General features: G+C 39.8%; 20 protein-coding genes and 1 riboswitch. Of the genes, 14 read left to right on the top strand and 6 right to left on the bottom strand.

The window, feature by feature from the left end; all coding sequences use genetic code 11:
* Positions 1-39 precede the first annotated feature (39 nt).
* A riboswitch (TPP riboswitch) is annotated at positions 40-132 on the top strand.
* A gap of 121 nt (positions 133-253) precedes the next feature.
* Both thiC and EHQ64_RS11345 read left to right on the top strand, forming a co-directional pair.
* Complete coding sequence (thiC, locus tag EHQ64_RS11350; protein WP_135649607.1) at positions 254-1849, top strand: phosphomethylpyrimidine synthase ThiC; 1596 nt, start codon at positions 254-256, stop codon at positions 1847-1849.
* A gap of 51 nt (positions 1850-1900) precedes the next feature.
* Complete coding sequence (locus tag EHQ64_RS11345) at positions 1901-2668, top strand: hypothetical protein (protein WP_246048731.1); 768 nt, start codon at positions 1901-1903, stop codon at positions 2666-2668.
* 56 nt (positions 2669-2724) lie between these two features.
* Here the strand turns inward: EHQ64_RS11345 and EHQ64_RS11340 are convergent, their stop codons facing one another.
* A complete protein-coding gene (locus tag EHQ64_RS11340) occupies positions 2725-2916 on the bottom strand; it encodes a hypothetical protein (protein ID WP_135649606.1) in 192 nt (63 codons plus the stop codon).
* A gap of 575 nt (positions 2917-3491) precedes the next feature.
* Between EHQ64_RS11340 and EHQ64_RS11335 the strand changes: the two genes are divergently transcribed.
* Both EHQ64_RS11335 and EHQ64_RS11330 read left to right on the top strand, forming a co-directional pair.
* Complete coding sequence (locus EHQ64_RS11335) at positions 3492-4409, top strand: hypothetical protein (protein ID WP_210410850.1); 918 nt, start codon at positions 3492-3494, stop codon at positions 4407-4409.
* 46 nt (positions 4410-4455) lie between these two features.
* The gene (locus EHQ64_RS11330; RefSeq protein ID WP_135649604.1) at positions 4456-5841 is read left to right on the top strand and encodes a S26 family signal peptidase; all 1386 of its coding nucleotides are present in this window, start codon (positions 4456-4458) and stop codon (positions 5839-5841) included.
* On the opposite strand, the gene EHQ64_RS11325 is transcribed toward EHQ64_RS11330, so the two are convergent.
* The 3 genes from EHQ64_RS11325 to EHQ64_RS11315 all read right to left on the bottom strand — a co-directional run bounded on the left by EHQ64_RS11325 (position 5842) and on the right by EHQ64_RS11315 (position 10158).
* Positions 5842-7932 (bottom strand): PP2C family protein-serine/threonine phosphatase, encoded by a 2091-nt coding sequence (locus EHQ64_RS11325; RefSeq protein WP_135649603.1) that lies wholly within the window; start codon positions 7930-7932, stop codon positions 5842-5844. It abuts the gene before it with no gap.
* Positions 7933-7997: 65 nt separating this feature from the next.
* A complete protein-coding gene (locus EHQ64_RS11320; protein WP_246048783.1) occupies positions 7998-8759 on the bottom strand; it encodes a formylglycine-generating enzyme family protein in 762 nt (253 codons plus the stop codon).
* Between the two features lie 241 nt (positions 8760-9000).
* Positions 9001-10158 (bottom strand): hypothetical protein, encoded by a 1158-nt coding sequence (locus EHQ64_RS11315; protein ID WP_135649601.1) that lies wholly within the window; start codon positions 10156-10158, stop codon positions 9001-9003.
* 212 nt (positions 10159-10370) lie between these two features.
* On the opposite strand from EHQ64_RS11315, the gene EHQ64_RS11310 reads away from it, so the two are divergent.
* The 4 genes from EHQ64_RS11310 to EHQ64_RS11295 all read left to right on the top strand — a co-directional run bounded on the left by EHQ64_RS11310 (position 10371) and on the right by EHQ64_RS11295 (position 13908).
* The gene (locus EHQ64_RS11310) at positions 10371-10820 is read left to right on the top strand and encodes a DUF2147 domain-containing protein (protein WP_135649600.1); all 450 of its coding nucleotides are present in this window, start codon (positions 10371-10373) and stop codon (positions 10818-10820) included.
* 61 nt (positions 10821-10881) lie between these two features.
* Complete coding sequence (locus EHQ64_RS11305) at positions 10882-11331, top strand: DUF2147 domain-containing protein (RefSeq protein ID WP_135649599.1); 450 nt, start codon at positions 10882-10884, stop codon at positions 11329-11331.
* Positions 11332-11454: 123 nt separating this feature from the next.
* Positions 11455-12963 carry a M14 family zinc carboxypeptidase gene (locus EHQ64_RS11300; RefSeq protein WP_135649598.1) on the top strand — a complete coding sequence of 503 codons (1509 nt, stop codon included), beginning with the start codon at positions 11455-11457 and terminating at the stop codon, positions 12961-12963.
* A 6-nt stretch (positions 12964-12969) separates the two neighbouring features.
* Complete coding sequence (locus EHQ64_RS11295; RefSeq protein WP_135649597.1) at positions 12970-13908, top strand: DMT family transporter; 939 nt, start codon at positions 12970-12972, stop codon at positions 13906-13908.
* On the opposite strand, the gene EHQ64_RS11290 is transcribed toward EHQ64_RS11295, so the two are convergent.
* On the bottom strand, positions 13905-14801 hold the full coding sequence (locus EHQ64_RS11290; RefSeq protein ID WP_135649596.1) for a hypothetical protein: 897 nt from the start codon (positions 14799-14801) through the stop codon (positions 13905-13907). The two genes, EHQ64_RS11295 and EHQ64_RS11290, sit on opposite strands and share 4 nt — an antisense overlap.
* A gap of 101 nt (positions 14802-14902) precedes the next feature.
* Between EHQ64_RS11290 and EHQ64_RS11285 the strand changes: the two genes are divergently transcribed.
* Positions 14903-16018 (top strand): hypothetical protein, encoded by a 1116-nt coding sequence (locus tag EHQ64_RS11285; protein WP_135649595.1) that lies wholly within the window; start codon positions 14903-14905, stop codon positions 16016-16018.
* Positions 16019-16114: 96 nt separating this feature from the next.
* Complete coding sequence (locus tag EHQ64_RS11280) at positions 16115-17689, top strand: methyl-accepting chemotaxis protein (protein WP_135649594.1); 1575 nt, start codon at positions 16115-16117, stop codon at positions 17687-17689.
* A 58-nt stretch (positions 17690-17747) separates the two neighbouring features.
* On the opposite strand, the gene EHQ64_RS11275 is transcribed toward EHQ64_RS11280, so the two are convergent.
* Positions 17748-18188, bottom strand: coding sequence for a carboxymuconolactone decarboxylase family protein (locus tag EHQ64_RS11275; protein ID WP_135649593.1), 441 nt, complete (start codon positions 18186-18188; stop codon positions 17748-17750).
* An 893-nt stretch (positions 18189-19081) separates the two neighbouring features.
* Here EHQ64_RS11275 and EHQ64_RS11270 point away from each other — a divergent pair.
* The 4 genes from EHQ64_RS11270 (at position 19082) to EHQ64_RS11255 (ending at position 23100) form a co-directional block, all read left to right on the top strand.
* Complete coding sequence (locus tag EHQ64_RS11270) at positions 19082-19588, top strand: hypothetical protein (RefSeq protein ID WP_135649592.1); 507 nt, start codon at positions 19082-19084, stop codon at positions 19586-19588.
* Positions 19589-20728: 1140 nt separating this feature from the next.
* Positions 20729-21385, top strand: a complete 657-nt coding sequence (locus EHQ64_RS11265) for a hypothetical protein (protein WP_135649591.1) — start codon at positions 20729-20731, stop codon at positions 21383-21385.
* 170 nt (positions 21386-21555) lie between these two features.
* Complete coding sequence (locus tag EHQ64_RS11260) at positions 21556-22185, top strand: hypothetical protein (protein WP_246048730.1); 630 nt, start codon at positions 21556-21558, stop codon at positions 22183-22185.
* Positions 22186-22395: 210 nt separating this feature from the next.
* Complete coding sequence (locus EHQ64_RS11255) at positions 22396-23100, top strand: DNA-3-methyladenine glycosylase I (protein WP_135649590.1); 705 nt, start codon at positions 22396-22398, stop codon at positions 23098-23100.
* Positions 23101-23422: the final 322 nt, after the last annotated feature.

Raw genomic sequence — 23422 nt, 5'->3', positions numbered from 1 at the left:
AAAACTCCTTGCAAGACTAGAATTTCAGATTCGAATGGAGAGAACCGTTGGGGGTGGGACGAAAAGTCTCTGAGAGAGTCCCCGGAACCTGATCAGGATAATGCCTGCGAAGGGAAACGGAAAAAAAATCGGAAACGATTTCTAATAAATTAGTCAGGCGAAAATTATATTTTTTGCATAGACTATTTTCTATAGGCGTTTTCTTTTTCCCCGTTTTTCAAATTCCGGAATTTCCCCAACATGGGAGAAAACCATGGAATCCAATCCGAACCAATCATCCGCTTCTTTCGAGATCCCTCGAAAAGAAATCCGTTTAACAGACGGCTCCGTTTACAAAGCATATAGCACAGAAGGTCCTTGGAAGGACGGTTGGAATCCTTCCGACTGGAAAGCAGGGATCCCCAAACTTCGAGAGCCTTGGTTAAGATCCAGGACTTCCGGGCAAAATCCTGCAGAAAATCATTCTCAAATGTATTTCGCAAAACAAGGGTTGATAACCGAAGAAATGAAATACGTCGCCTTAAGGGAAGGAATGGACCCTGAGTTTGTAAGAAGCGAGATTGCCAGAGGAAGAGCGATTATACCTTCCAATATAAAACATCCGGAACTGGAGCCGATGATCATCGGTAAGAACTTCTTGGTTAAGATCAATGCGAATATCGGGAACTCCGCTCTTTCTTCTTCCATTGAGGAGGAAGTAGAAAAATTGAGATGGGCGATCAAATGGGGAGCGGATACAGTCATGGATCTTTCCACAGGTAAGAATATTCATGAAACAAGAGAATGGATCATCCGAAATTCTCCGGTCCCAATTGGTACAGTTCCTATCTACCAAGCCCTTGAGAAGGTAAAAGGTAAGGCGGAGAATTTATCTCTTTCCGTATTTTTGGAAACTTTAGAAGAGCAGGCCGAACAAGGCGTGGATTATTTTACGATTCATTCCGGTGTACTTTTGAGATATATTCCTCTTACAACTAAGAGAGTAACAGGGATCGTTTCCAGAGGAGGTTCCATCATTGCAAAATGGTGTCTTGCCCATCATGAGGAAAATTTCCTTTATACAGGCTTTGAAGAGATCTGCAAAGTTATGAAAAAATACGGTGTATCCTTTTCTTTGGGAGACGGTTTGCGTCCTGGGAGTATCGCAGATGCAAATGACGAGGCTCAATTTTCCGAATTAAAAACCTTGGGAGAATTGACTCAAATTGCTTGGAAAGAAGATATCCAAGTTATGATCGAAGGCCCGGGGCATGTTCCTATGGATAAAATTAAGGAGAATGTAGACCTGCAGATGGAGATCTGTAAAGAAGCTCCATTCTATACTCTCGGGCCTCTAGTGACTGATATTGCTCCCGGATACGATCATATTACTTCTGCTATTGGAGCGGCTATGATCGGTTGGCATGGCACTGCGATGTTATGTTATGTGACTCCAAAGGAGCATTTGGGCCTTCCTGATAAAGAAGACGTAAAACAAGGAGTGATCGCATATAAGATCGCTGCTCATGCTGCGGATCTTGCAAAAGGTCATCCAGGGGCGAAGGAAAGAGATAATCTGCTTAGTAAGGCCAGATTCGAATTTAGATGGGAAGATCAGTTTGCTCTTTCATTAGATCCAGACACAGCTCAATCTTTTCATGATGAAACTCTTCCCCAGGATAGGATGAAAACTGCGCATTTTTGCTCTATGTGCGGCCCACATTTTTGTTCCATGCATCTCACCCAAGAACTTAGGAAATATGCCGAGGAAAAGGGAATTTCTGACCAAAAAGCCCAGGAAGAAGGATTTAAGGAAAAATCCGAGGAGTTCCTACGAAAAGGAGCCTCGGTTTACGTCTCTTCCGAGTAGCTTGACCTTTCCCAGGAAATCTGTAATCCTGGATCGGATTTTAGGACTCCTATGAAACGAAACCTTATGCAAAAACGTATAGTCCGCTTTGCGAGCTTCAAGAGTAACGCGGCTATTTTCTCATTCTTGCTTCTATTATCGTTCCCGAGCTTTGCGCAAGGGAACGATCTTGCACCTGTGCCGGGAGAGTTGGAACAGGCGAAAAGAAGAGAGGTAAGGAAATTTTTTGTAGGAGGTTTCACTGCGAACGGTCTGAGCTGGTTCGGAGCAGGTTATCAATATTCTTCTAAGATCGCTCTTTCCTTTCAATGGCAGGAGCAAAGAGTGATCCAAAGATTCGATTTGGATGCCACGGCTGTGCAAGCGGATTTGTCCGGAGTTTTGACTCTTACGAATTCCGAAAAGATCCAAAGACAATTAGCTCTTCAATTGGAATGGTTTCCTTTTTCCGGTCCGTATTATTTTGCGGCCGGTGGAGGATTGGAAAATTATTCCGAAAAACAACGGAAGACCGAGGCCTATGTACCAAGCGGAAATTATAAGGATTATTCTTGGGATTTTTCTCAACAGAAGTTATTCTTATCTGCAGGAGCGGGTTTTCGTTACATTTTCCCTTCAGGATTTTTTATTCATGTAGGAGGAAATCTTCTGCTATATCCCAATCGGCCTACTCATGAGAATAGAGGGGCGTATCATACGAACTACAATTGGGATTATAGACAATTTCAAAAAGATTGGGATGAACCTTCTAAGGAAGCAAAAAGCCATCAGAATTTATATGGAGCTCAACTGCAGATCCTTTTTGGGATTGCGATTTAGTATCCGATAACTTTATAAAATTTGAAAGTGTTTGCGGGAAAGTAAATTTTGCAGGTTTATAGAAGGTTTGTATTTTCTAAAAATACTTTATAAGTTTCGATCACCTGCATACATTCCATAAGAGAAACTTCATAGCCGAGGGTTTGGAACCAATCATGTAAAAAACTAGGATCCTCCTTTTGTATGCTCATCATGAACTGAGGATGATTCGTTTTTTCCGTATGGATAAAGTCTAAGAAGGTTCTCAATTGATTTGTTCCGATTTTTCAAAGGAATCTTGATAAACATAAAAATCTGCAAGAAAAATATTCTTCGGTTTTGTTTTTTGTATAAGTAAGGAAACAAAATTCGTTCCAAACATTCTCCGGAATTTCTATTCGGAATGTAGATTCATATGTGCATAACTATCTATCGTGGGATAAACCCTTTCACCCATTAACAATTGTTCATCGAAGCATACGAAACAAAGGTAAGAAAGGTTTGGAATCTGCATTCCGGATTTATAACATTCTGGAATTCGGATGATAGATCCTGAGATGTTATGAAAAGTTTATGTTTTATGCGTTAGTTCTTCTTTCTAATTTGTAGCGTTCTATCTGGAAGCTCTCTATGTTGTGATATATGTGACATAATATCCTAACTTCGCATATAACTAAGATCTAATATTACTGCGGTTGGCCTGAGTTTTTTAGTGAATTATAAAATACCAAAAAAGGGATATGATCCGAGGTATTTTTATGTGCAAAGATCTTATTTATAACAAAAATTTCCCTTAAAAAAGGAAATAAATGGTAAAAAAAAGAATTTTATCTAGAGTGTGGCCATGCAAAGGCTTGATTTCGGGCTTTCGGATACCACTGACGAGTCGGAAGAATTCTGTAAATTACTCAATAGATCCGCACTCAGCCTATGCTATGGGCTTCCTGTTTCCTTGAGAACGGAGGCGGTCTTATTCTTATATAAATATTCTCATAATGGCATTACCGAAAGTTTCAATTTCTTACGTAAATACCATAGCCCTAGTTATTCTATTTTATATTGGATCAACGAATCCGCTCACGCATTACCTTGGGAAAATCCTTGGCTGACTTTATTATTAGAATCTCATTCTTCCGCGCTTCTTCTTCATTCTTTGGATGATCATTTATCTGATGGTTCCTTAAAGGCAAATCATACCGTTTTACAACTCAGGACGGAAGCGTGGAATAGATATGCTCAATCCAGTAAATTGTTCGGGAAAGAGGTTCATGATGGTGTATTGATCGCCGAGGACTTTATAGATAAATATTTCAAAGCAATTGTGGATACCGGGATTTCGGAAAGTTTAGAGACTCATTTGTCCAGGTTTCGATCTCAGATGGCAATTTGGTCCCTGCAACCTTATCTTTTAGCGAGATCCTTCTTTTCCAAAGACCAAGCGGGACTTGTGCTAAAAATGTACGAATCTTTCGGGATCGCTTGGAGGCTTTTGGATGATTATCAAGATCTATCAGAGGATTTGGCAAACGGTCATATTTCCTCTTTAGTCTATTTTCTTCCGGAAGAAAAAAGAGCGGATTGGGCGAGTGATAAGAAAGAGGAAATACTAGGCCATTTTAGGGAAATCCGATTGGGAAGACAGATTTCCGATTTGGTAAATTCGTATTTGAGCGAATCCGCTAGGATCGCTGACGATCTACATTTGTCTAAGTATTCGGATTCCTTGCTTGCTTTAAAAGTAGTTGAGCATAGTCGCACTTAAAGTTTTGTAGGAATTCCCCAAATTTCGCATAACGGATAAAATAGATATGATTTATCAAATCCCCGAAAAAGTGAGAGAAAATATCGTTCTCGTCTTTTCGATCTTCATCTCCGTTATATTGGTAGGGATCGTATTATTTTCTCCTGAAAACGTTTCAGCTCTCATAAAGATCGTTTCCGTATTTTTGGTTATTCCTTTTTTCTCTTTAAATCTGTATTTTAAGAAAACGCAAAGTACCTTTAAAGGCGGCGGATTATTTCTATTTATTTTTCCAAATCTTGCATTGGTGGGATGGGCCTTATTATTTTTCACAAACTTTGCAGTTTTAATTCTTTTGGCATTTTGTGTGTTTATTTATACTTTGGGGTTGGCTTCTCTTTTTAGATTAGTTCGCTTTTTTATCTCGGTATATTTGAACTTCCTATTTCCACCTGCTGGGTTTTTATTTTTAAAGGACCTGCGCTCCTCGGTTATTTTTTCTTTGATCTTATATCCTTCTTTGTTCACGATCCTTTCTTTATTTCATTTTTTAGGAGAAGGTTTCGGGTCTTATTTTTTATTTTGGGCTCTTGTTCTATTTTTCTGCATCTCTCCTTTCCTTCTGGTTTATTTTACTCGAAAGAGTTATTATAGATCCTTGCAGGAAAAAGATTTTTTCCTATTTGTAGAGAACGGAAAAATTTTCGCATTCGCAGGATTTTTTGTTCTTCTTTTGGTATTCTCTTTTTTTGGGACTTGGTTCGTGAAAGGATCTTGGGTCGATTTTTATGAATTAAGATCGGATGCAATGGAACCTAATTTCCAAAGAGGAGATTTGGTTTTGGTCCTTAAGTCAGATTACGATCTGAAAAGAGGAGATCCTATATTAAAACGAACCGAGGAAAATTTAGTTTTACCTTCCAGGGTGATCGGTCTTCCGAGAGATACGATCTCTTATAAATATTCCACGGAAAATCTTCCCGCTTTGACCGAAATTTTTGTGAATGGGATCCCGATACGCTCGGGAGAATTTGATAAAGATTACGTTCATTTGGATGAAGACGGTAATACTACTGTATACAATCATTCTTTGGTGGAATCTATTTTAGGAAAATCTTATACTACTATCTATTCCGAAAAAACTCCTGATTCCATTATGTCCTTGTTCCAATATTTTCCTTTTAAGGTGATTACTTTAGGAAAGGAGCAATATTTTTCTCTGGAGGATAATCGGACTTACGGAATTGTCCCTATTTTCTATCCACCTTTGGCAAAGGAGAATATTGTAGGAAAAGTTTTGATCCGGATCTTCTCCATTAATTGGAGAGATTCCATTTGTAGAGAGTTAGAAGAAGAACCGGAACTTCTTTCGCAAAAGCCTGAATGTAACCTAGGTCTTTACGGGAAACTGGAAAGGTCCAAGATCCGTTGGAGAAATATTGCCTCGGAATGATTAACCTAAAAATTCCACCACCAATAAGGCCATATCGTCTTGGTGTTGGAATTCTCCTTGGAATGCCTGCACTCCATGGATTACCGAATCGCAAAGATCTTCGGGAGTTTTAAAAGAATTTTTTTTCAATAGATCGGAAAGCCTATCTTCTCCGAAAAATTCTCCTTCCGTATTTCTGGAATCAGGGATCCCATCCGTATATAAGACTACTTTGTCTCCGGGTTTTAATTCCAAAGATTCGGTTTGGTATGTGGTTGGGATCGCTTCGTAAATTGCGACACCTTTCGGCCTATAAAATTCAACCAGACCGTCTTTTCTTAAGATCAGACATTCAGGATGTCCTGCATTCGCGATCAAAGTTTTTCCGGAACGTAAATCTACAGTGACTAAAGTTGCAGTAATAAAATGCCCGTCCAATTTCCCTTCGAACTGATTACGGATATGTAATAAAAGAGAAGAAGGATCCTGAAGTAGAATGGACCAATCTCCCAAGGTCATTTTTAACATCGAGGCAAGAAGTGCCGCGGAAACTCCATGACCTGTAACATCTCCTATGAACATTCCGAGAGAACTTGTAGAAGGATCATAGATCACATCTAATAGATCTCCTCCGATTTCCATCATAGGTTTGTATCTATAGGAAATTTTGGCATTCGGAATGATCGGAAGTTCTCTAGGCAATAATGAATTTTGGATCTTCCCCGCGATCGATAGATCCTTTGCCAAGATCCTTCCTTTCTGTACCAATTCCGCTTTTTGGAGTTCAATAATTTTGGTCCTTTCTTCCACCTTGGTTTCCAAGGACTCGTTCAAGGTTTTTAATTTTCCTTCCGACTTCTCCAATGCACGAAAAACTTCTGCATATCTTTTTGCTAAAGCGAGACTAAATAGTAATGTCAGTCCTAAAAAACTTTCATTCACCCAAGGTTGAGCGGATCCGTATCCTGCAAAACTCATGACCGTATAGAAGGAGGATACAGCTACTAATATGAGTCCTGTGACTACCCAAGGATAAGATAGAATGCTGGATCTTCTATATCTAAAGAAAATATACAAAGTATTTATATAAAAGAATACTAATATGACTAGAAAGATCTGGAATGCGATCTTTCCGAAAAATTGATGACCCCCTGTCAGCGCGAATTCTAAACTAGGCCAGATAGTTAGAAGGATAAATAAGAATTGTAAGATCCTTCCTGCGGTTCCTCTGGGGGCTTGGAAGATACCGATCGTAAATTCGTAGAAAAGGACCGGAAGAAAGGCTCCTAATGAATATCCGAAGATCACCCAAGTCCATGGAGAATCCGCTAAGTATTGGAACCAACCCTCGTAAGCTGGATACCAGATCGCTAAAGATAAATTCAGGAGTGAAAATGATAAATTGAATTTATCCTGAGGCCTTCTAATATAGATGAACGCAAAAAAGAAAAAAGAAAAGAACTCTAAAGAGCTGAACAGTAGCACCCTTAATGCCTTGATTAGATATACGGTTTGGATTTCGGAAAAACTACCTATGATAGGATTTTCCATCATATTCCTAGGGCCGTTAAAAGGGAAAAGTTGTAATGCGAGAGTCACCTCTTCATTTTGGATCGGAATGACTACGATCCTGGGTTTGGATGAATCTTCGGATTCTCCAGGAACCACTATTTGTTCCTTTCCTTCCGATTTAACACCTAAATAACATCCTGAAGGACAGAAAGGTATATAAGCAGAAAGTAATATATCCAGATCTTTTTTTTCTCTACGTATGGAATGGAAAAATACGAAAGAAGAATCCTTTCGTTTTGGATTATAATTTGCGATGTCCGAAGGTGTGGCGGAGAATGTTTCTATTTTATAAGAATCTTGGCCAGAAACCGTTTCGGAAGTTTGGCCTGGTATGATCGGAAAATGACCATGGAAAAAACTTCCGGGAGGAACTTCCGAAAAGGCCCAGTATGAAATCGTATATGGACTAAAATTTTGTTCCCAATTCGTAATCGGGGTTTCCGTTCTAGGACTTGGAGGTTCTTCCGTTACGGAACATTTCCCTAGTTGGAGGACCAACAAGAGAGAAACGAAGGGCTTCTTTAGATTTTTTATTTTCATTTCGCAGGACCATTTTTAGCTTCTTAGGTATTTGTTTATAACCTCGGTCTAGGTTGTATAGCTTTTTAACTCGGATCCTTAGCGCAACGGAAACCGAAATGATGATATTCCGGAAAATTAGAGGGAACATGGGCCCTTCTTTTGGATCCTCTTGCATAACTTGACGGCCACCACCAGGATCCTCCTTTTAAGGTTTTTTTATCAAAACCAGGACATTGATCTTCTCCGTTGCATGGTCCTTTCGGATCTTTTCCGTTACATGCTTCTCCGCATGATGAATAATTTTCCGAATACCAGTCTTGCACCCATTCCCAGGAGTTCCCCGCCATATCGTATAATCCATATACCCCAGGTGGTCTACTTCCTACAGGAGCGGTGGGCATAAGATTTGGCGGATTCAGTTTTTTATAAACACAACCTTTCCGTTCGTCCTCTTCGATGACGGCTAACTTGCAGTTTGCAGGTTTATTTCCCCAAGGAAATAAATTTCCTTTAGGACCTCTTGCTGCTTTTTCCCATTCCGCTTCCGTTGGTAATCTTTTTCCTACCCACTCGCAATATTCTTTGGCAGTATACCAACTCACACCTAAGACAGGTTGTTTCGGTCTTAAGTATAAATCTCCGTAAGCAGGTCCGATGTAATCGCAAGTACCATTATAAAGACAATCTTTGCAGTATCCTTCTTCGATACATTTGCTGAAGTCCTCGTTGGTGACTTCGTAAAGATCTATAAAAAAATCGCTGATGAAAATTTTCTGCTCGGGGGCCTCGTCCGCGTCATGAGTGTTACTTCCCCGAATAAAAAAACCTTCCGGAATACATTGCATTCCTTTGACCTTTTTTCCGTAACAAGGTTTGCTCGGATCCGGAGATCCTAGAATATGAGGAGCGATCAAAAAGACTAAGGATAGAAATAAAATTAGAAAATGGATCGGACGAAATGAGTAGGAGTTCATCAAACCTGGAAGATATTCCTTTCCCAAGATGATTTAGCTCGGCCTATCCTTGTGCAAGAGAAAAATTATTCTCCGACCGCACTTCCTTCTTCCTAAAAAAATTAAAAAGAGATTATAGAACGAAAAGTGGAACACTACAGGATGAAAAATCCAGGCTGCCTTGGTCAGTGACAGTGTTTCCGTCCGAATCCGTGACAGTATACACGTAGTTTCCGGATCCATTGGAGAAGGATATGGAGCCTGTCCCTGTCAGATCTCCACTCAGAGTGAAAGAAACCTGGCCGGATCTAGGAAGACAGTCCACATATTTCCATTTGACTGGACTAACTACGGAAACTGTTAATGTGAAATTTTTTTCTACATGGACTACTTGTAAAGATCCTCCGCTCCAGAGGCGATACCAAGAAAGCGGATTGGAATCGCTTCTATCCACACCGTATTGTAGAGGGCTTGTACTAGAAACTTGGTGAGAGAATAACAAATTACTCCCTGAATAACCTTCTCTCAATACGGATACATCTTGAGAGTAGGAAGATATTCCAGGAGAAGATCCTGTTAGTATATTATTCCAAGTCAGAGAGTATGCCTGATTTGTTGTAGGAGTTCCTGCAGCGTACGATATCGGAGTGCCGGTACCTGTGACTTTGACTGAGATCCCTTGAAAATTATTTTGGATGGTCCTGTTTACGCCGATCTTCAAATTCGTTCCGTCTTGTACGAATGGTGAAGAACCGGAAAGGTTGCTCCAAAGATTTTCCGAAATCCCGTCGATTACCCAATTGCTAAAAGGTAGGAAGCGACAGTTCCCGAATTCTTTAGATACTAGAAAGGAAGAAGATGGATCATTCCCATTCAGAATATAATCTAAAAAATCATATGCGTTGGAATCTGTGGAGGAAACTTGTCTTTGGTAGTTTCCTCCTCCCCAACAATTGAAGGAAAAATTATAAGCTTCTAATTCTCCGAAATTCGGACCCTTATTCCAAATACGATGACCTAAAGAACTAAGTCTTTCCGACCAATCGATCCGTTTTCCTCGGATCGCAACCGAAGCTCCTTCTCCACTTAAACCTTCCATAGATCCGGACACTGGGTCCATTGCAGAAGTTAAAGCTTCCGCAATTTGATCTTTATTTTGAAGAAGAGATAAAATTAACAGATCATTTGTTTTAGAACTCTTATCTTCTTTAGAACAGTACACTAATGAAAATAAGGTAAGTGAAACTGCGATTGTTACGCGTGAATAAGGGAGTTTATGATTGGAAAACATGTAATAATTACTCTGGAAATCCGCAAAAGCAGGAAGATCTATACTAGATTTAACCTATAAGACTACCTGTTTTTGCGCAAAACCCTGTGTTAGGACCGAAAATCCGGGTTTTTTCGCAAAAAAAACGGTTCAAAGAATAGTTTGCTTGCTAGCTTCCAATTGGCGCGAAATATAACCGATTTCAATAAGAAACGTTAAGGGGTTAATCAAAAATGAAAAAATCACTCGTTTTATTTGTCGTTCTGGCGGCCTTTTTAGTGGGTGAATCTGCGTTTGCAGAACCACTAGCTGTAGTAGGAAAATGGAAGACCATAGACGACGAAGACGGTAAAGAAAAGTCCGTAGTAGAGATCTACGAACAAGGCGGCAAAATTTACGGAAAAATTTTCAGCCTAAGAGATCCATTGGATAAAGAAGGAAAACCGAAAATTTGCACTAAGTGCGAAGGTGCTGATAAAGACAAACCTGTTGTAGGACTAGTCATTATCAAAGGTTTGAGCGCTGACGATGATGAATTTACCGGTGGAACGATCTTAGATCCGAACAACGGTAAAATATATAAATGTAAACTAAAAGCCGTTGATGGCGGTGCTAAATTGAACGTAAGAGGGTTTATCGGTTTTTCATTGATCGGTAGAACTCAGACTTGGCTTAAAAAATAAAAATCCAAATCTACGGGGAGTAATTCTCCCCGTTTTATTTCTATTTAACGAGGTTATTTTTGTGAAGAGCATCAAAGGTATCATTCTACTTTCATTATTTTTTGCGGGAGTCGCTAATATTTCCGCAGACCCAGCTCCAGTTACCGGAGTTTGGAGAACTTTCAACGACGCAGGAACCAAAGAAGAATCTTCCGTAGAGATTTATGAAAAAGACGGAAAGATCTATGGAAAAATCCTGAGCCTAATTGAGCCGAACGATAAGGATGGAAAACCTTCTCGTTGTACTGAATGTGACGGACCGGAAAAAGACAAACCGATCTTAGGATTGGTGATCATCAAAGGTTTAGCAGCGGACGGAGATAAATGGTCAGGTGGACGCATTTTGGATCCGAACGACGGAACTTGGTACAAATGTAGCCTAAAAGCAACTGAAGGTGGTAAAAAACTGGAAGTTCGTGGTTACATCGGTTTTTCTTTGATCGGACGTTCTCAGTTCTGGCAGAAAAAATAATACGATATTAAGGTTCGAAGCCGAATAAACAGGAGACTGTGATTCGGTTTCGATCTAAAATATTTCCTCTCTTATTCTCAATTCTTTCTTTTCTTCCCCAAACGGGTCCTAAAAATTACAACTGTGACGGGCTTCTCTAAAGTCTTTCTTCTTCCATTCTTTTATTATTTAATTTCCTGTTCCATCATTCGAGAAACGATCCCTTCTCGGCCTTTGAACGATGGATCTATTTCTATACTTCTAAGGATCGATAAGAAGTTTTTGGAAGAATTCGAAAAGATTACTTCGGGATCGGTCCCATATACTTATTCCGAAAAAGAATATAATTATGCGGTAATTTCCAGGGAGAAGATGAAAGAATACGGATTTCCGAAAGAAGGGATCAGTATTTCTAAAAGCCTTCCTTTTAAATATTATTCCGGAAATTACCAAGATGCTTTGTCCGAGTCGATATTCGCTTTGGCGGACATCAAAAAAGGATATAAGGATAATATATTAAATTCTCATTATCTATATTGGGTGAATAAACTTTTCCCGAAACATTCCTTGTATAAGGTAATCGGTAAATCTAGCAGGGGAAGGGAGATACCTGCGATCGTTTTGACGGATGTCTCCGTTCCGGACGAAGACAAAATTTCGGTTCTATTCAATTGTGCTCATCATTCCAACGAAGTTGTTTCTGTAGAACATTGTTACGATGTGATCTATGAATTATTAGCTCATAAAAGACGATATTCGGATCTATTTTCTAAATTGAAGATATGGGTGGTACCTATCGTAAATCCGGATGGCTCCAGAGTGTTTTGGCATGAGAACATGTCCATGGGAAGAAAGAACGGATATCCAGGTTGGGGACAGATCACTGAAAAAGAAAATCAAGGTGTGGATATAAATCGGAATTATCCTTTCTTATGGGGAAAAACAAAATCCAATCAAACTTCTTCCGTTCCTGCTAGCGTGTTTTTTAGAGGACCTTATCCTGGTTCCGAACCTGAAACACAAGCAATGATGAATTTGGCAGAGAAGGAAAGATTTGCCGCATCTATAAGTTATCATGCATTCGCGAATTGTATTTTAGTTCCGTATACAATTGATGGGACTTCTAATCCGGAACCTGATCTTGTTTGGAATCTTGGGAAAAAGATCGCGAGTTCGATCGATAGTAAAAATCCGAATCATAGTTTCAGCGCTAAAAAAAATATCTATGGTGTCGACGGAGTGGACCAAGATTATTATTTCTTTAAGTACGGAACTTTGGCTTATTTACTAGAATCTTCTCATTTAAATCCTCCTTATTCCGATGTGCCTAAGATTATGGAATCTTTGCGCCCTGCCTGGGGTTTGTTATTGGATGAAATTTCGGAAGGAAGCAAACTTTATTTTAAGATAAAGGATGAAAATGGGAATCCCCTCTCTGCGAATATTAAATATGAGAAGATAAATTTTTTCCATGGAGAGGTCAGGACTTCTCGCAAGGAAGACGGAATGTTCTTCCAATCCTTTCCGAATATAAGAGGGATCAAACTGAAATTCGAAAAAGAAGGTTATGAAAGTTTGAACTGGGAAGGCACTACTTGGAAATCTTGGAAAGCGGTAGAGATCGTATTAAAAAAGAAAATTCCCGCACAATAAGATCTAATGAACAAATATAAAAATGAAGCGGCATTGATATTCTGCACCTTAATTTGGGGAGGAACATTTTCCGCTACGAAACTAAGCCTCGTATCCATTTCTTCCTGCCTTTTTATTGGGATCAGATTCGCTATCGCTTCTTTTGTTTTTTTAATTTATATTTATTTTAAGAATAGAAAAGAACAGGTCTCTTATCCTGAATTTAAAACGAATCGATCCTTATATTTTTTAGCATTTCTTTTGGGTTTTTGGATGTTTATGGGATTCGCATTCGAGACCATCGGTTTAAAGTATACTACAGCGACTAAATCCGGATTTTTAACCGGTACCTTAGTCGTTATAACGCCTATCCTTCAAACGATCTTTCTGAAACGTATGCCTAGTTCGGGAAATCTATTGGGAGTGATCGTTGTGATGTTAGGATTGTTTTTCTTATCTGCAGAGTCGAGAGGGGAAAATAATGAATTCGTAATATCTTTGCAGACTGGAGATGTTCTGACTCTTGCCGGGGCATTTTTCTTTTCCCTCTATATCATTTATGTGGATAAGGCGAGTAAATCTTGTCCGTTGGACATCCTTCTTCTTTCCCAAACATTGGTAACGAGTATATTTTCCTTTATGCTTGCTTTTGTTTTGGATTGGACTGAATTCGAACCATTGTTCATAAAAATGGACTCTAAGGTAATGCCTGCGTTATTTTATAATGGGCTCATTTCTTCTGTAGGTACTACATTCTTGCAGACGAAATATCAAAAAGGGATCTCACCTACTAGAGCAGGATTGATATTTTCATTAGAGCCCGTTTTCTCCGCGATACTTGCGTATTTTACTTTAGAGGAAAGATTGGACTCGATCGGTCTTATCGGTTGTAGTTTGGTTCTTACAGGGGTTCTACTCGCGGAACTTTTAGGAAGAGAGAAAAAATCTAAAATTCCAAAAGTTTAATTTTGTTTGATCGGATCTTCCGAGCTAAGGTTTGGGATCGGGATCTTTGCTTTAATTGCCGCTTCCCTGGTCTTCGGATCCAATATTAAAAGTTTTTTAATAGCGATATCCTGCCAATATCTAGATCTATTTTCTTTAATGAATCTTTTTAAGAAAAAGATCTCAGCACCTTTTACGCTCAATTCTTCATTTCCATAAAATCTATTTTTTAGGCCCTTGCCTTGTTCCGGATTTTCGTTTAAATACTTATGCAAGTCAGTAAGAACATATTTTCCAGAGTAAGGTCCTCCATAGTAAAGATTCGGAGTTTCTGGATGAGCGATAAAATTTCCTAGAAAACGTATCTCCAGCCCACCAGGATTAAAGAATGTGAATTTTTCTTTTTCTAATGGTCCGTATTCTATCGGAACTGAACTTGTATGCGTAACCGTGCTTGTATGAGTTTGCACATTTCCATATTTATTTACGGTCGTATACGTATGAGTCGTGGTATATGTGTAAGAAGCGCTGCTTAAGATTAAGGGTTTTTTAGGAGGTAAACGACTGATCGTGAAATATTTGGGAGCGTTCGGTTCTGAATTACCTAATCGTAATTTTTGGACCCAGATAAATCTATAATTTCCATCTCCTTCCATCTCTTTTCCGGGGTCGTTTAAGCTGATCCAGCGATTCGGATCTGTCACGGATGAGATTTTGGTTTCGGTAGAAATTGAATCCTCTAACCCGGAAATTATACCATTTGAGATACCTCCCTTAGCAACGATCAATCCGAAAGCTACTAATCCTTCTTCTCCCGGGTCAGGCTCTTCCAAAACCGGAAAAGTTTTTAAACATCCAAGTAAGAAGATCGGAATAAAAAGAATACAGAGAAGAAGGCGAAGAATGTATTTCATCGGAGACCCAATCTTAAGATCATATGCTTCTAAGATCAATTCGTTTTGTTAGTTGACTTGAGCAGGAATGTTCAAATCATTATGCTACCTTTCGCCGGCCGATGAAACGATCTTTTTACGTTATATTCTTCTTATTTATATATTTATCTGTCGGCTTGATCTCGAATAGTTTTGCTTCTCCTTGGAGAGCCGGTCTGGATGAAGATGTTCTAAAAGAGATCAAGGAACATTACGATTCCGGACAAAAGGGAACAAAATTCGATCGAGATCTTGGTGTTCCAAAAAGTAAGGCTAAATATTTTTCCATACAACCGGGAGGGAGTTACGATTTTCTCTCAGATCTAACCTTTAATGGAAGAGGAAGATCGGCGGATATGGGGATCGGTCGCCCAACTCCTAATTTTTTCTTCGATATCAGAAGTAAGGATCTAAAAATAAACGAAGCATTTGGAGTTCAGTTATTATTTCACTCCGCTTCTAAAGAATTTGATCGCCAATCTTATTCGGTTCCAGCCCCGGATGCTGATTCATCTTCCGGATCGAGCTCCGGTTCTTCTTCCAGTAGTACTACCGGAGAGAACAAAAAAAATCAAGTCACTGCAGATCTAGGTACAAGAGTAAAGGTAGATTATAATTATATAATACCGACTTTCTATTGGGGAAATCCCGAAGTGGATGGATTTCGTATGGGTCTCGGTTTCGGATTAGCGGACATGAGACTTCGAGGGAATGTGGACTTTAGGGATCCTGGAGACACCTTGGCAAAGATGTATGGAGCGACAGGAGATAGGGAATCTTTTCTAAATACTTTGAGCTTTGTTCAATTGAGTTCCGGTTTGGTGGATCTGAGAAAAGGAGATCCTATATTCAATTATCTTTTATTAAATTTAAGCCAAGGAAATAATTTAGAATTGATGGGCGCCTACTTGGCTAGTCAGGGGACCCATTTTTCCACGGATATCATTTCACTTTTTGTTTATGCGAATTTGCAGGGAAATTTTACTCCTTTGGAATTACTCGCTTTAAGCGCTCTCTCCCGGACTAGCGTAAATGCAAAAGATCGCCAGGTTTTCGCATACATGCTTTATGTCGAAACTCCAAAATTCGGGTTCGTAAGGGCTAGATTAAGTTGGCATGGACCGTTGTTCAAGGATTCGGGTTATACGATCCATATGAGTACTTTAGAATTTGCGCTAATGGTCCCGATCGACTTTTGATTCTTCTTAATTAGATCTGCATAATATCCCTGCTTGACACTCGGTCGATTTGAAACGAATCTGGGTATAAAAAGAAAACCGCCTAACCGAGGAATAATGGATAGAAATCTGGAACTGGAGCGCCAAGGAGAAGTCGCCGCTAATTACTTGCGGGTTTTTTTAACTATCGTATTTATTTTCGGGACCGTATTCGGATTGCTCTGGAAAAGCGGGATCCAAGCGGTTTTAGGGTATTACATCGGCGGGATCGTAGCTTATTCTTTCATTATTTTCTTTTCCATTTTTATAATGAAGACTTTCGGCTATCAACCTTGGCTGAAATACGCAACTGTCTTTATGGAATTTGCCGGATATGCGATCGTTCAGATCGGATATTTCGGGACAGAAGATCAATGGAAGCCAAACGGTATAGTCAGTCCTGCTAATTACGGAATTTATTATTTAATACTCGCCGGAACTATTTTTAGATTCAATCCTAGATTCACTTTTATCACATCTGCTATTCTTTCCATCCAGTTCACTGCAATGGCGATGGCGCTTACGATCATGAATCCTCAACTACTTACTATGGGTTACGATGGAATGATCCGACTCAGACCGGCACTCGTGATCCTAATGGGAGTTTTTATTTTTGCATTCGGGGTTACGATCTCTTACGCAACTAAATTCGTAAGAAGAATTGTAGAAGAGGCTCAAAATGCGGAAGATAGAGCGATCCGAAATTATATCTCCGCGAAGGAGATCCTACAAAGTTCCGAGACCGTAGCGGACGAACTTAGAAAATCATTGATCGATGTGGAAGATGTTGCTCGAGCAAACGAGGATAGCAGTCGTGATCTAGCCAGTATGGTGGAAGAAACTTCCGCAACTTTGGAACAGATGGGAGCGAGTATCGAATCCATTGCGAAGATGGCGGAACAACAGGATGATTTCGGGGACGATACTTCTACTTCTATCGATAAATGGAAGGACCAAATGGTCCGAGTGTTCGAAGCAGTTTCATTTGCCAGAAGTTTGGGAGAAGGTTCTGCAGCGACCGCAATAGAAGGAGAAGGGACCGTTCGAGTTGCGTTAGATGTATTCTCACAATTTAAGGGTACTGTACAAGAAGTGAGTAAGATCTTAGGAGTGATCCAGGACCTCGCAGGAAAAACAAATTTACTTTCATTGAATGCGGCGATCGAAGCAGCAAGAGCTGGAGAAGCAGGGAAAGGGTTTTCCGTTGTCGCAGAAGAGGTTAGCAAATTAGCGGATTCTTCTTCTAGAAACGCGAAAGAGATCGTAAAGCAGATCGGGGCCTTGGGCGAAGCTTCCAATACTAGTTCCGAAAAATTCGGAGAGCTGGTGCAAGCATTTAGAGAACTCACTTCAGGGATCGGATCCATCGGAGAGGCATTGGCGCAAGTTTCAGATTCAGTTGACAGACAAAAAAGCCTATCAACAGAAGTAGAAGATAAGAATAAACAGATCAGAGAACTTTCCAAAGAGATGAAAAATTCCACATTAGAACAATCTAATGGAACTAAACAAATATTGGACGGGATCCAGTATCTAAGTAGAAGATCTATGGAAATGTCCGAAATTACCGAAAAACTTCGGACTAGCTTGGAAAGATTAAAATCTACTTCTCAATCTTTGACAAATACTTTAGAAGCGACAAAGATAGATTAGAATAAGATAGCAGACGACGATTTCGAACTGATCCGAATTCGACGTCTACTTTGCCGGATCAGTTTGGAGCTGCCATTCCTGTAGAAATCGCAATACGATTCCAAGAATTGATCGTATTGATTACTACTACTAAGGCGATAAATTCCTTATCTTGGAATTGTTTTCTAACACGATCATACACTTCTTCCGGAACTCCTTGTTCTGAAATTTTAGTCACGTATTCAGTCAATTCCAGAGCCGCTCTTTCTTTTTCAGAATAATAAGGAGCCTCTTTCCAAGCATTCAAAAGATAGATCCTTCTTTCTTCTTCGCCCAATTTTCTTGCGTCTACAGTGTGCATGTTGATGCAAAAAGCACATCCGTTGATTTGAGATGCGCGAATTTTGATGAGCTCGTATAATTTTATATCGATCCCTGAGTTTTTAGCAAAGTTTTCCATCTCCATCATTTTTTCTAAAACTTCCGGATATACTTTTGCGTAGTTGAATCTAGCGTTCATTGATTTCCTCTTTTAAAAGAAAGACGCACCTCGGCTGAGTTTGTGACAAAGATACGTGATTTTTTAAGGAAAAAATTTTTCTGCCTAATATTTCTGAACTTGGATTCTCCGTTCCGCATTAAATAGTAAAGAAAAGCCCCGCGCTCTTGAACGACTCTGCTGGTGTTGATGTAGGCGCATGGCAATTGCTATCCGATCGGATAGCATCGACTTGCTTTCGCAGTCGCCTGCTCGCTTCCTATGGGTCGCTGCGCAGGGGTAGGGGCCGGTCGGTGGTACCTCGGGTTGCGAGTGATCTCCTTAGCACTTTTTATTTAAGCAACAATATTTCTTTGCCTCGATGCATGTAGGAGCTCCTACAAAATATAATAAGTTTGGGCGGCTCCTATGCTTCGCTCGGATCGCGCTTCTACGGGCTACGCTATCGCTTCGGTCGCATTCGCGACTTCCCCTTCGCATCGCTGCCGCGGAATATTTTTCGTAAAAAGCGGATATTGTAGTTCTACTGATTTGGATTTTGTTCTCTTCAATTTTGTGAAGGTTTGCGAATAGGTTTCTCGATAAATAGGGAAATAGCATCGAGTGTCTTCCTCTTTGGATATAATCTTTGACATATCATTTCTATTCCATTTGGGTAAGGTTCGCTTTTGTATCCCTTTCTTTTGCATTTGACGTTTACTCTGTTTCTCTAAACTTGCCTTAAGATGTGCAACGCTTTGGAAAGACTGCTTTCATTTTTATTATTTACTTTTTTTATTTTCTTCTCCTTTGCATGTGATGGCTCAGGTAGTGATGTCTTTCCTCTTTTTCCTGCAGTTGCAGCTACTGATGATAATGTAACGGACAATGGTTGTTTGAATCTGCCGGAAAGTGTAAGGATACACAACTCTTCAATGGATAAACTTTTTACCTGTTCTGTGTCTGGATTAACTTATGATTGCGTTCAAGAAGGCGAAACTTTCGATTCGAGAACATTTACTTCCATAGAAGCAGCAAAACTTGGATTGATCGATACTCCATTTTTTTATCTAATTCCGGTCTCTCAGAGAGGATTGGAATCTGCGAAGGTAACTGATTTATCTGAAGCTGGGATGGGATTATTTCAGCATTATACATATACCTATGATTCTGAAAGTAGGCTTGTTTCTCGTAAGGACGAATTATCTTCAGGGACTTCTAATTTCAGTGATTATAACTCTCAAGGATTTCCTCGAAATGGAGGGGATTTTAGTTATACGTTTGCTCCCGGAAGAACTCGTCCGAGTAAGATTACGGTTCCTTTGTCGGTTTCTTCTGCTGTAATTGAGTATAATGAAAATGGATGGGCTACTCGATTATATAATGGCACAGATTATTTTTATATAACGAATACTGGAACCTTATCGATTTGTCCTGAATAGATTTAACAATTTTCTTATTCCATTTGGGTAAAGTTCGCTTTTGACTACCTTCCTTTTGAGTTTGACGTATATTCTATTTATCTAAACTTGCTGCATAATGTGTATCCATTTGGAAAAACTTCTTTCGCCTGTATTGTTTTCTTCATTTATTTTTCTCTCCATTGCATGTGATGGTTCAGGGAGTGATGTCTTTCCTCTTTTTCCTGCGACTATTAATTCCAATCAAGAAGATGGGACATGTTTAATTCTTCCCGAAAATGTTCGACTACAGAGTTCTACAACGGAGAACTCATATAGTTGTTCCGTATCTGGTTTAACCTACGAATGTGTTCATTCTGAAAGTGGAATAATTGACTCAAGAAAATTTATTTCTATAGAGGTTGCAAAACTTGGGCCGATCGATCCCCCCTTTTTTCATTTGTTAATGGTAGCTTCTCATAGAGGCATAGAATCTGCAAAATCGACTAATCCGTCGGAAGGCACATCTAATTATTCATATTCTTATGATTCGGAAAATCGGCTTGTTTCTAGTTACGATGAATCGGTCTCTTCGACTCAATATTACAATGACTATAACACCCAAGGATTTCCTCGAAATGGGGGAAATTATAGTTATACGTTTGGTTTTGGGCAGACCCGCCGTCCTAGTAAGATCGCAATGACGAATCTCGAGATCGATTATGATCAGAATGGATGGGCTACTAACGTACTTTATGCTCCAGAGGGAGAATACTCTGTGACGAACACAGGTTCCTTATCGATTTGTCCTGAATAGTTTTAACTTTTCCTAATAGATATATTTAGGCTCCAATCGGGAGCCTTTTCGTTTTCAGCGGTGAACGCGGATTCTCCGTTCCGCATTAAATAGTAAAAGAAGGCCCCCACCCAGGTTCGGGAGGGGAGGCGGGCCTTGTGGGAAGGCATTTCGCTCTATATCATAAATTCGCATTCTTATCAACAATATTTATTTCCCGCACCCCATGTAGGAGCTCCTACAAATCATTATCACTCACTAAGTAGTTCTACTCATACGCATAACGTTTCTACGTAGAACCCGATATTGTTGCGAAACTCGGATTATGATAAAATCGCGCCCATCAAAATGCTAAAAAGAACTTTAGCAATCTCGAGCGGATCAAAATGAAAAATAAAATCTTATCTTTAATCTTATTACTATCCATCTCATTTGTTTTCAATTGTGACGGAGGGTCAAGTGATCAAAGCGCAGTCCTCGCTTTACTCATGAACAAGAAATGTATGAACCTTCCTAAAGACGTAACCGTGCTGGATTCGGGTGGAAATCCTATCGTAGGTTTTAGCTGCTCGGTTTCCGGTAAATCGTATATCTGCGATGGTGACGGTATAATCCAAACCAGAACCTATTTATCCATTGAAGGTGCGTTACTCGGGGTGGTAAACCCTCCTGGTGGTAATCAAGGTTTTGGATTTTTCCCTTCTCAAAGAGGACTTCTTAGGAATAAGTCCGTGAGCGCTTCTAACGGCGGTGTATTCTATGATTTTACTTACACGTATGATTCTTCTCATCGCTTAAGGACTGCTTACAACGCGACTGACTCTAGTAATCGAATGTATCTGGATTATGATTTAAACGGATTCCCCTTAGACGTAGATGGGGTCAGTGGGACCTATTCGTATGAACCAGGAAGTAAGCGTCCGAGTAATATAACAGTCAACGGACTTAGTTTATTTTTCGATTCAAAAGGATGGGCAATTGGACTTGAGGACGGAGACTCTTATAATTTTGAAAATACCGGGTCCTTGCAAATCTGCGATTGATTGATCTAAACTTTGGGCGATCCTCCCGCTGCTACGGGCTTCGCTAACGCTTCGGTCGCATTCGCGACTTCCCCTTCACATCGCTATCGCATTATATAATCTTAATGCTTCTTTGATAACCTAAAAACCGTTTTAAAATGAAAATTAATATATTGGAGAACCCTATACACATGAAAAACCGCAGCCTACCTTTCGCCTTGCTCTTACTTTTTTCGCTTCATCTGAATTGTGGAGAAGATTCTAAAAATGATCCCCTTGTTCTCGCCTTACTTGGCAGGAATTGTATGACAGTACCAAAAACAGTCAGAAAGCATGATGGTGTATCTACCATTTCTACCTACCAATGCTCTGCCTCCGGACTAGTCTATACATGTTCCGCATCCGGGGTTTCTTATGTAAGGACCTATCTTTCGGTAAATTCCGCTAAGTTAGGATTGATCGATCCCCCTGAGTCTAGTATGCCGATCTCTCAAAGGGGATTGGGAAGCTATAAGCTGATCACTCCAGCGGGAACAGTCGGACAACATTATACGTATACCTATGATTCTTCTCAAAGATTAGTGTCTCGCAAGAACGAAATGAGTTCAGGTGTGTCTACCTTTAACGATTACGATGCAAACGGGTTTCCGGAGAATGGAGGAGCCTACAGTTATAATTATGCAACAGGTTCTGCTCGGCCCATCGGGATCGCAGATGGAGGTACTGTAACCGAATATAATTCCAAGGGTTGGGTCACAAAGGAAGATAGTGGCTCAGATACATTTTATGAAAGTACAGGCACATTGGAAATCTGTGATTGATCCTATATTCAGGGTGATCCTCCCGTTTTGAGGGAAGATCGCTGCTATGTGCTCGTTTGCACTTATCGCAAAGAATTGCGAGAAAGTGTATTTTGTCCGACTATGATTTTATTTCTATAGATCTGTTTTGGTTTTTCTTTTACTAGGAAAATTCATACTTTTCACTGATATGCTTTTTTGCGAACATATCGTTTGTGTTTAGGAGTATGAATGAGCTCTTTTGATAAGATCCAAAAACGAGCAGCCAAAAGAAAAGGTGGAGAGAAGGTTTTACAATCTCTTCTTCCTAATATAAGTTCCAAAAACAAACTCAGTCGACTCTCAGACGATCGTGTGCTTAGTGAAATGGCAAAGCGAGTCTTCTCTGCGGGTTTTGTTTGGAAGGTCGTGGAAAATAAATGGCCTGGATTCGAAGAAGTATTCCTGGGATTCGATCCGGCAAAATTACTTAAACAACCAAATCGATTTTGGGACGCCTTAGGGGCGAACGAAAAGATCATACGTAACGCTCAAAAGATTTCAACGGTAAGAAGGAATGCACAGTTTATCGTAGAGATTGCTCGGGAACACGGTAGTTTCGGAAAATTTCTGGCGGATTGGCCGATCCAGGATCAGATAGGGCTTTTGGATTTTCTTTCCAAACACGGTTCCAGATTGGGAGGAAACACAGGTCAATATTTCTTGCGCTTCATCGGAAGAGATTCCTTTATTTTATCTTCCGACGTTATATTATGTTTACGTGATGCAGGCCTTCCCTTGTCTTCTACCGGAAAATCCAAAAAAGATCTGTCTATGATACAAAAACAATTCAATGTTTGGGCCGAAGAAACCGGCCTATCGTATACTCATATATCCCGTATTTGTGCGTTTTCGATCGGAGAAAACTATTCTGCAGAGATGGAAGAGGAATATTGATCCGATCATCGCCTGAGTATCGGCGCTTTTCGCAGTGCAAACAAGATTCTTTTCTTTCTCCTTTCTTCGTTTTTCTCTTAAAAAAATAGGAAAGATAATCTACGTTTTTCCTTGACCGGTCGCATCGATTCTCTACATTGGTTTTTACGGCCTTTTCCGTATGGGAAATCGCCGACAAAGCCAAACGGATCCAAAAGACGGAAAGTTCATTTCCTTCAAAAACAAAGATCTGCTGAGGCAAACAATCAGTTCTTTTACAACACTATAACTGCGAATGAGAAATTAAAATTTTTTATTAGCTGAGATTGATCCATGGTGATGA

Origin of the sequence: Leptospira sarikeiensis (genome assembly GCF_004769615.1) — a bacterium.
In the GTDB taxonomy this organism is placed as follows: Bacteria; Spirochaetota; Leptospiria; order Leptospirales; family Leptospiraceae; genus Leptospira_B; species Leptospira_B sarikeiensis.
The sequence above is the reverse complement of the archived record's forward strand: the minus strand, read 5'-3'. Positions and strand labels throughout refer to the sequence as shown.